The following is an 11773-nucleotide window of genomic DNA, read 5'->3' as shown; positions in this document are numbered from 1 at the left end:
GGAGCAAGCTCCCATCGATCCGCTCGACTTGCATGTATTAGGCACGCCGCCAGCGTTCGTCCTGAGCCAGGATCAAACTCTCCATAAAAAGTTTGAATAGCTCTTTTAAAAATAAATCTAGAATTAACGTTGACGTGTTTGTCTTGTTTTGTTCAGTTTTCAAGGTTCAAATGTTCGTTGCTTTTCTCGAAGCAACTTTTATATTATATCGCATCTTTCGTTCTGCGTCAAGGGTTTTTGTTAATTATTTTCTCGCGTTTCTTTCGAATAAGTAACTTCCCTTTCGGACAACAAATATTATTATATACAGGATCTAAGGAGATTGCAAGACTTATTTCAAAAACTTTTATCCATTAGAAATCTATTCTTTTAATACGAAGTTTTCCCTCTTGTTCCTCCATGGTTATTGGCAGTCTAAAAAGAATCAGCCCGCTAGCAGATCGGCAGCGGGCCTTTCCTCATGAGAGGACTTCTGCTATATGTACGTCCTGCTGCTTAGACAAATCGAGGAGTTCTTCTGACCCCTCCAATTTTATGATCGGTCTTGTCGGTGAGTGGGATTGGGTGAATACCACCTTCCCCTGATGACCGGAAGTAAGTCGTACTCCTGTCCCTGTACTCAGTCCACTGATCAAGCCGAGGAGACCCGTGACGACCTGCGGAGGGAATTGACCAAAGTGGTCCTTTCTTATAATATCTAGCACTTTGAAGATCGGTTGTTTGGTTTTATAGAGTCGATCCGAGCTCATGGCGTGGAAGATATCTGCAATTCCGATGATCTGGGCATACAGATGAACGCGGTCTCCTTTTTCCCTCGAAGGATAACCGGTCCCGTCATACCGCTCATGATGCTGGAGGATGGCGAGCTTGGTTTCGCTTTTTAAAAGAGGAGAGTCTTTGATCAGTTTATAACTATGGACAGGATGCATCTTCACTTCACTAAATTCTCTTTCTGTCAGTGGACGTTCCTTTTTAAGAATGATTGAACTGATTTTTGCCATTCCACAGTTTGATAGGGCTGCCCCCAACCCAAGCTGGGTGCTCTGGGTGTCGTCTATCCCCAGCTTCTTTCCGATCAGCATGCTGAGGAGGGCAGTGGCCATGGCATGATGATAGAGATAATCCGGCTTGGATTGCACCTGGATCACGGTGTGGATCAAGGTAGGGGATTGCTGGACCTCTGCCAATACAGAGAGGAGGATTTCTCGTATTTTAGCAATATCGACTGCCATACCGGATTGCCACTTCACAAATTCCTTCTTATAATCCTCTACTGACTTCATGTACCGCGTAAGGAACGGGGTGGATTCCACCTTCTGCTCATCTCTTTCACCTTGCTGGGCAGGAGGAGTTGCCTTCAGTAGATCCCCTGCACTCTCCACGGTTAATTCTTGGATATTGAATGCGCGCAATGCTTTTATGTGCTGGTCGGTCAAGACCGTGCCTTTCATGATCAGTGGAACAGAGGTCATTCCCATTATATCTTCTGATACCAGATGTCCAACTCTTGCATCCTGACGTTTAATTTTCACGGCTCTGACTCCCTCGGTACTATTTTTAGTTTATTTTACCAATAAAAAGGGCCGAGCGGGGGACTTTGTCGCTTCTTTCCACGAAAAAAATGCCCCCGCTCGGCGGAGGCATTTTCATTCTTGCTAGTTATTCTTCTGAATCGTCACCCGGTTGTTCCTGTGGGTCGAGGTCATCTGCCGTTTCGACCGGCGGGGTGGTTTCTTCGTCTTCCTTCTCCACCTTAGCCACGGTAGATACAAATTCACCATCTTGGAGACGGATCAGTTTGACCCCTTGGGTGTTACGGCCGGTGGTAGAGATATCATTGACGTCCATGCGGATCATGACACCTTGAGCCGTGATGAGCATTAGGTCTTCTTCACCCGTTACAGCTTTGACGGCAACGAGTTCACCGTTCCGCTCTGTCACGTTCAATGTTTTTAATCCTTTACCACCACGCGTCTGGATGCGGTACTCGCTTGCAGGTGTACGTTTACCGTACCCATTGACGGTGACAACCAGCACATCATTGGTTTCTTCAAGGATTTCCATGCCGACGACGTGATCATCGTCGCTCAGGTTGATCCCTTTGACACCGGTAGCCGTCCTTCCCATGGACCGGACATCGGTCTCTGGGAACCTGATAAGGAGACCATTCTTCGTACCGATGATCATATCCTTGTCCCCATCGGTCAATCTGACAGAAATCAGTTCATCCTGTTCCCTCAGATTGATGGCGATTAGACCGTTCGTGCGGATATTGGCGAAGTCCGAAACCGGCGTACGCTTGGAAATCCCCTGCTTCGTTGTGAAGAACAGATACCAATCATCGACAAACTCTTCGATACGAATCATGGCATTGATCCACTCATCCTTCTCGACGCCGAGAAGATTGATAATCGGCAGGCCTTTAGCCGTTCGGCTGAACTCAGGAATTTCATATCCCTTCGCCTTGTAGGCCTTCCCTTTATTCGTGAAGAAGAGGATCGTATCGTGGGTGGAAGTAGTCAAGAGGTTCTCAACGAAGTCCTCCCCGTTCGTACCCATCCCTTGAATACCGCGTCCTCCACGCTTCTGGCTGCGGTATGTCGAAACCGGAAGGCGCTTGATGTATCCGTTATGAGTAAGGGATACCACGATATTTTCACGAGGGATCAAATCTTCATCTTCGATATTTTCGATTCCGCCGGCTACGATTTCAGAACGGCGGCTGTCGTTGAAGCGTTCTTTGATCTCCAGCAGCTCTTCACGGATGATTTCGAGTACCTTCTCATCATCAGCAAGGATTGCTTTCAACTCATTGATGAGCTTTACAAGCTCTTGGTACTCATCTTCGATCTTCTCTCTTTCCAGACCAGTCAACCGTTGTAGACGCATGTCCAGGATCGCTTGAGCTTGTTTATCGGATAGGGAGAAGTTCTCCATGAGTCCTTCTTTGGCGATGTCTGTGGTTTGTGAACGACGAATCAACGCAATAATCTCATCAATGTGATCCAGGGCGATACGCAAACCTTCGAGGATGTGAGCACGGGCTTCTGCTTTCCGAAGCTCGAATTCCGTCCTGCGTCGGATCACGATACGCTGGTGATCAAGATAATGCACCAGGCACTGCTTAAGGTTCAAGACTTTAGGCTGTCCGCCTACAAGAGCAAGGAGGTTGATTCCGAAGCTCGTTTGCAGGGACGTTTGTTTATATAGATTGTTCAGAAGAACGTTGGCATTGGCATCCTTACGAACTTCTATGACGATCCTCATCCCATTACGGTCGGATTCATCGCGAAGATCGGTGATTCCTTCAATCCGCTTATCGCGCACAAGCTCGGCAATCTTTTCGATAAGACGTGCCTTGTTGACCTGATAAGGGATTTCGTGGACGATGATCGTCTCTTTCCCGTTGCTCTTCTCTTCGATTTCCACACGTGCCCTCATGGTAACGGAGCCTTTACCCGTTTCGTATGCACGGCGGATTCCGCTCCGTCCGACAATCAGTCCGGCGGTAGGGAAGTCAGGTCCGTGAACATATTCCATGAGCTCAGGGATTGTGATTTCCCCATCCCGGCTGACAGCAAGGATCGCATCGATCACTTCCCCGAGATTATGGGGAGGGATATTGGTGGCCATCCCGACGGCAATCCCTGAGGAACCATTCACAAGCAGGTTAGGGAAACGGGCAGGAAGCACTTCCGGCTCACGCTCGGTACCATCATAGTTGTCTTTATAATCAATCGTGTCTTTATTGATGTCGCGGATCAGCTCCATCGAGATCTTGGACATACGGGCTTCTGTGTAACGCATGGCCGCCGCAGCGTCCCCGTCCACCGAACCGAAGTTCCCGTGTCCATCCACGAGCATATAGCGATAGTTGAAATCCTGTGCCATACGCACCATCGTATCGTAAACGGCCGAGTCACCATGCGGATGGTACTTACCGATGACTTCCCCGACGATACGGGCCGATTTCTTATAGGCTTTATCCGCGGTCATACCAAGGTCGTTCATCGCATAGAGGATCCTGCGGTGAACAGGCTTCAGGCCGTCACGGACATCAGGTAGGGCACGGGAGACGATAACGCTCATGGCATAATCCAGGAACGATGAGCGCATCTCATTACTAATATTAATCTCTTGAACATTAGACTGTGGTGTTTCTGCCATAGTTAAAGGGACCTCCTTTTGAAGAAAGATGGATTCTTTCTCATTTTTTCTTGTCCACTATGTAAAAGACAGGATAGAGTTTCAGTCTATCCTGATCATTTTAGGGAATTTTCGTTTAGGTTAACGGGCTTTGGGGCTCGAGGTCGTAAGCCGTGCCGACCAAAAAGGCAAGGAACGCCTTTCCGACCGGCCCGTCTTACGCTTGTCGCCCCATGTCTAAGCCCGTCCGCTTTTCTTTAGATATCCAGGTTTTTGACGTAGGCGGCGTTTTCTTCGATGAAGTTCCGGCGCGGTTCTACTTTGTCACCCATGAGGATCTCGAACGTTTCGTCTGCCTCGATGGCGTCCTGAAGGCTGACTTGGAGAAGCGTCCGTGACTCCGGATCCATGGTTGTTTCCCAAAGCTGTTCCGGATTCATCTCACCAAGACCTTTGTAACGCTGGATGCCCGGTTTCGGTGTCGGGGAGATTTCCCCGAGGATCCTGTCGAGTTCTTTATCATTGTAAGCGTACTGGATCCTCTTGCCCTGCTGGACCTTATACAATGGCGGCTGTGCGATGTAGATGTAACCCGCTTCGATAATCTGCCTCATGTAACGATAGAAGAATGTCAGAAGCAGCGTCCGGATATGGGCACCGTCGACATCGGCATCCGTCATGATGACGACTTTATGATAGCGCGCCTTCGATAGATCGAAATCTTCTCCGATGCCTGTTCCAAGCGCTGTGATGATGGCGCGGATTTCATTGTTGGAGAGGATTTTATCAAGGCGTGCTTTTTCCACGTTGATGATCTTACCACGCAGTGGAAGAATGGCCTGGAAGTGACGGTCACGGCCCTGTTTCGCAGATCCACCGGCTGAGTCACCCTCAACCACGTAGATTTCGCTGATACCAGGGTCCTTGGACGAACAGTCTGCCAGTTTACCAGGCAGGCTTGAAACTTCCAGTGCACTCTTACGGCGCGTGAGCTCACGGGCCTTTTTGGCAGCCATACGTGCACGTGCCGCCATGAGCCCTTTTTCCACGACCTTACGCGCGACGACCGGGTTCTCCAGAAGGAAGGTTTCAAGATGCTCGGAGAATAGCGTATCCGTGATTTGACGGGCTTCGGAGTTTCCGAGCTTCGTCTTGGTCTGACCTTCGAACTGTGGATCCGGGTGCTTGATGGAGATGATCGCAGTGAGTCCTTCACGAACGTCTTCCCCTGAAAGGTTGGCATCACTGTCTTTGAAGACGCTGTTCTTTCTTGCGTAATCATTGATGACCCGTGTCAGTGCCGTCTTGAAGCCTGATTCGTGGGTACCACCTTCATGGGTATGGATGTTATTCGCAAACGAGTAAATATTGCTGGCGAATCCATCATTGTATTGAATGGCGATTTCAACGGTGATGTCATCCCGCTCACCTTCAATGAAGATCGGCTCTTCATGGATGACTTCTTTCGTCCTGTTCAGGTGCTCCACGTAGGATTTGATCCCACCTTCGTAGTGGAAATCCTTACGGCGTGGTTCTTCTCCGCGCTTATCTTCAATGCTGATCTGGATTCCCTTGTTCAGGAAGGCAAGCTCCCTGATCCGGTTTGCGAGGGTATCATAATCATACTCCGTCGTTTCCGTGAAAATCTCGGGATCCGGTGTGAAGTGGATGATCGTCCCGGTTTTATCCGTATCACCGATCACCTTCAAATCGAAGCTTGGGACACCCTTCTCGAATTTCTGATAGTGGATGTGTCCTTCCCGGTGCACATAGATTTCAAGCTCGGTGGACAGGGCGTTCACGACGGATGCCCCTACACCGTGAAGTCCGCCGGACACTTTGTATCCGCCGCCGCCGAATTTACCTCCGGCGTGAAGGACCGTCATGATGACTTCGACTGCGGGACGTCCCATTTTCTCGTGGATTCCGACCGGGATACCGCGTCCGTTATCTTTGACGGTAATGCTGTTGTCTTTCTCGATGATGACCTCGATATGATCACAGTATCCTGCGAGTGCTTCATCAATACTGTTATCGACGATTTCCCACACGAGATGGTGCAAGCCTCGACCGCTTGTGGAACCGATATACATACCCGGTCTCTTTCTGACGGCCTCTAACCCTTCTAAAACCTGTATCTGATTTTCATCATAGGATTGACCTTGCTGTTGGTCCATAGCCATACTGATTCACCTACACTTTCTAACCTTCAGGGCTTTTGAATTCTATAGTAAGTTCTCATAACTTGAGTACTTCTTGGAGCGCTTCTTCAACGTACTTGAAGCCAGCGGGGATAAATAAAGCTGATTGAACGTGATGACGAGAGATTTATATGAACCCTTTGCGAGATTGCAAAGGTCTTTATCTTTTTGTTTAAGCAGACGCTGTATTTCCTCTGAAAATTGAACGGTGTCACGATCGATAATGGCAATGATTTCATCCGTACGCACCATGACATCTTCTCCTACATGAATGTACAAGGTAACACCTCATTTCAATCTTTTCATCGTACCGGCTTCCACGTGGAACGTGGTTGCTTCATTCAGGGTCTGATGGTCGATCCCATCGACGTTCGTCGTGGTGACGAAGGTCTGAACCTTCCCTTGTATGGTATTGAGCAAGTGGGACTGTCTGTAATCATCAAGTTCGGACAAAACGTCATCGAGAAGCAGGATCGGGTACTCCTTGATCTCCGAATGGATCAATTCAATTTCTGCAAGCTTCACCGACAGAGCCGTCGTCCGCTGTTGTCCCTGCGAACCGAACGTCTGGACGTCGCGGTCATTCACGATAAATTGAAGATCGTCCCTGTGAGGTCCCACAAGGGTCACCCCGCGGTCGATTTCACGTTCCCGGATCTGATCGAATTTCCGTTCATATATCTCTACCATTTTCGACCATTCTTGATCATCTGATACCTCTAAAGACGGTTTATATAGGATTTCGAGGGTTTCGAGGTTTCTCGATATGCCTGAATGAATCGGTTTGGCCCAACTTTCGAGCATACGAACAAACTCAAACCGCTTCTTCGTGATCTTCACAGCCATTTCGATGAACTGCTCCGTCAACACATCAAGCATCGTCTGATCCTTCTGCTTCCTTGTCTGTAATTGTTTCAGATAATGATTCCGCTGCTGTAAAATCTTTTGGTAAAGACTGATATCATGCAAATAAACAGGCGAAACCTGGCCTATTTCCATATCGATGAAACGGCGTCTCACCTGAGGACTCCCTTTTACGAGGTGGAGATCTTCAGGGGCAAACATAACCACATTCATATTTCCGACGTACTGGCTCAGCTTCTGCTGCTCCAGATGGTTACATTTTGCCTTTTTGCCTTTTTTCGATAGCACAAGCTCTAAAGGTATCGGCCCATTATGTTTTTGTATCCTACCTTTTATTTTAGCATATTCCTCATCCCAACGGATTAAATCTTTGTCATTTGATGTCCGGTGGGACTTGGCCATGGCCAAAACGTAGATGGACTCCATGATATTCGTTTTTCCCTGGGCATTTTCCCCGAGAATGACGTTCACCTTATTCTCGAACGTCACATCGATGGACTCGTAATTCCGGTAATTTTTCAGTTCTAATTGTTCAATGTACATGGACACGACATCCTTTATTATTCTCCGGTAACAACAAACGTCCCCACTTCAGGGATTTCAACGGTATCTCCTACCGCCAGTTTCCTGCCCCTTCGTTGATCCTGTTCACCATTCACATATACTTCATACTCACTCAGGAACCATTTCGCCATGCCGCCCGATTGGATGACTTCGGCAAGCTTGAGAAATTGTCCTAGCGTGATGATTTCCGTCTCGATCTTGATTGGTTGTGCCACTTCGAATCACTACTTTCCGTGTAAAGTCTCTGATAGTTTATTTTACTCTAAACCGGGACAAGTCACAACTAGCTGGAAACAATGGGAGCTGGAGGGTCCGGGCAAAAAAAGGCGGAGCTGTTCTAAAAAGGGAAAAAGCCAACGCCTTTAAACGGCATTGGCTTTTCAATCAGTACGTACGGACCGGCAGGATCAATTGAAGGATGGAATCATCATGAAGCGGGCGAAGGACGAATGGTCTCATCGCTCCTGTGAAATTCACATGGATTTCCGTTCCTTCGATGGCTTTCAGGGCGTCCATCATATATTTGGCACTGAAGGAGATCTTGAGCTCTTCTCCCTCGATGGATTGACTTTGAACCTGCTCGATGACCTTCCCGATCTCAGGCGTATTGGAAGAGATTTCGATCATGCCGCCTTCAAGGGTCGAAAGCTTGACCACATTATTTCTTCCTTCCCTTGCGAGGAGGGAGGCACGGTCGATGGCCTGCAAGAACTCTTTCGTATTGAGGGTGATTCCGGTTTTCGTATCTGTCGGGATCAGGCGCGTCGTATCTGGATAGTTACCCTCAAGCAGCCTTGAGAAGAACAATAGATGCTTCGCCTTGAACAGGACCTGATTCTCCGTGATGACGATTTCGACAGGCTCATCCGTATCATCAAGGATCTTATTCAGTTCGTTGAGGCTCTTACCAGGAATGACGATATTGTATGCTGCATCGTGGTTCGTTTCGATCGGCGCTTTCCTCATGGCGAGCCTGTGGCTATCTGTTGCAATACAGCTCAATGAACCATCAGCAACCTGACAGTTTACACCTGTCAAGATCGGGCGTGTTTCTGAGGTGGACACTGCGAACACGGTCTGACGGATCATCGTCTTCAGAAGGTCTGTCGATACTTTGATCCCGTTCCCTTCTTCGATCTGAGGAAGATGCGGATATTCTTCTGGATCAAGACCATTCAGATTGAACTCGGCCTGACCGGAGCGGATGACCGTTTGGAAATGATTCAACACTTCCATCTCCACTGTATCCCTTGGAAGCTTCTTGACGATTTCACTGAAGAACTTCGCTTGAAGGACAATTCCCCCAGGCTGCATGATTTCTACAATCTCTTTTCCTTCTTCTTCATTCGGGATGAACGATTCAATCGAAATATCGGAGTCGCTTCCAGTCAGCGTAACACCGTCTTCTGTCGCAATGATCTTGATTCCTGTCAAAATCGGAATCGTTGTTCTTGATGTCACGGCTTTCATGACATCTTGGACGCTTTGCACGAGTTTATCCCTCTGGATAACAAATTTCATGATCAATTTCCTCCCACTTGCACATAATTTTTTAGGACGCACATATAATAATATTTTATTTAAAAAAGTAGTAATAATAGTAATAGGGCCTGTTGATATGTGGATAAGTGTGTGAATCGAACGGAAACACAGCCTATCCACATGTGGACAGACTGTGTGCTATCTGGTTCGGGTTATTCACATGGCCCACTTGAGCTGTGGGTGAAAAAATCAGCTTTTCAGCGTTTCACGGATATCTTTCAGCTGTTGTTGAAGCAGAGCATCGGCCCCGAGGAGCGTACTGATCTTCTCATGGGCGTGGATGACGGTCGTGTGATCCCGTCCTCCGAATTCTTCCCCGATCTTCGGCAAAGAAGAATCGGTCATTTCACGGGACAGGTACATGGCAATCTGCCGTGGGAACGCAATCGACTTCGTACGCTTCTTCGCTTTGAAATCTTCGAGCTTCACATTAAAATGCTCCCCGACGACGCGCTGGATTTCCTGGATGGTGATCACGCGGGGCTTTGAGCTCGGGATGATGTCTTTCAACGCCTCTGCAGCAAGGTCCGCATTGATATCTTTATTGATGAGAGATGAATACGCCACGACACGAATCAAGGCCCCTTCAAGCTCACGGATATTGGAATCGATCTGATTGGCAATGTACAGCATCGCTTCATTCGGGATATCGAGGCCTTCCGCTTTCGCTTTCTTACGAAGAATCGCAATCCTGGTCTCAAGGTCAGGAGGCGTGATATCCGTGATCAGCCCCCATTCGAATCGGGAACGGAGCCTGTCTTCAAGCGTCGGGATCTCTTTAGGAGGCCGGTCGCTGGAGATGACGATCTGTTTGCTTTCTTCATGGAGCGTGTTGAATGTATGGAAGAACTCTTCCTGCGTTTGTTCTTTTCCCGCCAGGAACTGAATATCATCAATGAGAAGAACGTCGACATTTCGATATTTATTGCGGAAATCGACGGCCTTATTGTCCCGGATGGAATTGATGAACTCGTTCGTGAATTTCTCGGAAGATAAATAAACAACCTTCGCATTAGGGTTATGTTCGAGTACATAGTGACCGATGGCGTGCATCAAGTGGGTTTTTCCCAGTCCTACGCCCCCATAGATAAAGAGTGGATTGTACGCTTTTGCCGGGGCTTCTGCTACTGCGAGTGAAGCGGCATGGGCAAAGCGATTGCCTGATCCGATGACAAAAGTGTCGAATGTGTATTTCGCATTGAGCATGTTCTGGTTGAGATCCTGATGCTCATCATCCTTCGAAGCCTTCTTTGGCGGAAGCGGTATATCGAATTCCTCGGGTTCTTGATTCTGAGGAATGATGAACTTGATCAGCAGCTCTTCGCCGGTAATGTCATATAGAACGCCTGAAATGAGCTGCGAGTAGCGTCCTTCAAGCCAATCGCGGGCAAATTCATTCGGTGCAGTGATAACAAGTGTATCGCCCTGGATCGAATGAGCTTTGGTCGATTTGAGCCATGTATCAAAACTGGGCTTGCTGATCTTCTTTTCGATGTTTTCTAAGGCCTTTGCCCATAAATCCCCGATATTCTCCAACCCTGATCCCTCCTTTTCTCTCTTTGTATAACTTCTGTACAACATGTATAAGTGCTAAATCGCTAGTGTTCATAAAAATACAACGCTTTGAATGTGGAGAAAATATATTATAAGGAAGAAACTCGGTTTTTCGACATTATCCACTACTTGTGGACAACGTTTTACAAAGCCTCTGAATAAGTTACCCACAAACTATCCACAAATTGTGGATAAACATATTTGGTCATTCACGTTATTAAGAGTGAAAACACAATAATCATATCAAAATATCCTAAGCGGTGCAATGCTTTAAAAAATTTATCCACAACCCCTTTCCCTTGTGGAATAAATTTGTCCACAGGCAAAGAATATGTGAAAAAGTTGTCAGTATGTGTTGTGGATAATTTATAAGGGTGTCGAAATCTATCCACAGAGGCGTTTTAGAGGAATCGTGGATGATGTTTGTAGAAGGAGAAAAAGATCATCCTTTCTGGAGGAGATAGAAGTTTTTTTATTACATGCTGCTCGTAGAAATGAATGTTTGGGTAGGAGGATCTCATCGGAACTCGCGTGAAGATTTTTTCGGGGAAAATCGATGCCACATTTCCCCACTATAAAATAATATGAGAACGGTGTTGACTTTTGATGGGGGGCATCTTTATAATGGTGAAGAATGTCTTTAACTTATAAAGATATCCTTCAGGGAGGTGTCATAGATGAAAAGAACGTTTCAACCAAATAAGCGTAAAAGAAGTAAAGTACACGGTTTCCGCGCACGTATGAGTTCTAAAAACGGCCGTAATGTTTTAGCTCGTCGTCGTAGCAAAGGAAGAAAAGTATTATCTGCTTAGACCACTGAACTGACTCAGTGGTCTTTTTTTCTCTATCCATGTGATTGAAAGGCCATGTAGTTGGGCAAGATTGAGCAGGGAAAACCATTT

Annotated in this window: 9 protein-coding genes and 1 rRNA gene; 1 reads left to right on the top strand and 9 read right to left on the bottom strand. The window is 47.3% G+C overall.

Going from position 1 to position 11773, the window contains the following annotated elements; genetic code table 11:
* The 9 genes from ABJ225_RS17615 to dnaA form a co-directional block, all read right to left on the bottom strand.
* A 16S ribosomal RNA gene (locus ABJ225_RS17615) occupies nucleotides 1-88 on the bottom strand; the annotation flags it as partial.
* 370 nt (nucleotides 89-458) lie between these two features.
* Nucleotides 459-1532 carry an HD-GYP domain-containing protein gene (locus tag ABJ225_RS17610; protein ID WP_347321220.1) on the bottom strand — a complete coding sequence of 358 codons (1074 nt, stop codon included), beginning with the start codon at nucleotides 1530-1532 and terminating at the stop codon, nucleotides 459-461.
* A 127-nt stretch (nucleotides 1533-1659) separates the two neighbouring features.
* Nucleotides 1660-4167, bottom strand: a complete 2508-nt coding sequence (gene gyrA / locus ABJ225_RS17605; protein WP_056539938.1) for a DNA gyrase subunit A — start codon at nucleotides 4165-4167, stop codon at nucleotides 1660-1662.
* Nucleotides 4168-4403: 236 nt separating this feature from the next.
* Complete coding sequence (gyrB, locus tag ABJ225_RS17600) at nucleotides 4404-6323, bottom strand: DNA topoisomerase (ATP-hydrolyzing) subunit B (protein ID WP_053429937.1); 1920 nt, start codon at nucleotides 6321-6323, stop codon at nucleotides 4404-4406.
* A gap of 48 nt (nucleotides 6324-6371) precedes the next feature.
* Nucleotides 6372-6626, bottom strand: a complete 255-nt coding sequence (gene remB / locus ABJ225_RS17595; RefSeq protein ID WP_048004565.1) for an extracellular matrix regulator RemB — start codon at nucleotides 6624-6626, stop codon at nucleotides 6372-6374.
* A 9-nt stretch (nucleotides 6627-6635) separates the two neighbouring features.
* Entirely contained in the window at nucleotides 6636-7754 is a 1119-nt protein-coding gene (recF, locus tag ABJ225_RS17590; RefSeq protein ID WP_048004566.1) for a DNA replication/repair protein RecF, read from the bottom strand.
* Nucleotides 7755-7771: 17 nt separating this feature from the next.
* On the bottom strand, nucleotides 7772-7990 hold the full coding sequence (gene yaaA, locus ABJ225_RS17585) for a S4 domain-containing protein YaaA (RefSeq protein ID WP_048004567.1): 219 nt from the start codon (nucleotides 7988-7990) through the stop codon (nucleotides 7772-7774).
* Nucleotides 7991-8159: 169 nt separating this feature from the next.
* Nucleotides 8160-9296, bottom strand: a complete 1137-nt coding sequence (dnaN, locus tag ABJ225_RS17580; RefSeq protein ID WP_053429910.1) for a DNA polymerase III subunit beta — start codon at nucleotides 9294-9296, stop codon at nucleotides 8160-8162.
* A 210-nt stretch (nucleotides 9297-9506) separates the two neighbouring features.
* Entirely contained in the window at nucleotides 9507-10853 is a 1347-nt protein-coding gene (gene dnaA, locus ABJ225_RS17575; RefSeq protein WP_056539935.1) for a chromosomal replication initiator protein DnaA, read from the bottom strand.
* Nucleotides 10854-11548: 695 nt separating this feature from the next.
* Here dnaA and rpmH point away from each other — a divergent pair.
* Nucleotides 11549-11683, top strand: a complete 135-nt coding sequence (rpmH, locus tag ABJ225_RS17570; RefSeq protein WP_079513904.1) for a 50S ribosomal protein L34 — start codon at nucleotides 11549-11551, stop codon at nucleotides 11681-11683.
* Nucleotides 11684-11773: the final 90 nt, after the last annotated feature.

This window comes from Rossellomorea sp. RS05, assembly GCF_039822645.1.
GTDB classification, from domain to species: Bacteria; Bacillota; Bacilli; order Bacillales; family Bacillaceae_B; genus Rossellomorea; species Rossellomorea marisflavi_B.
This window is presented reverse-complemented; position numbering and strand designations above follow the sequence as displayed.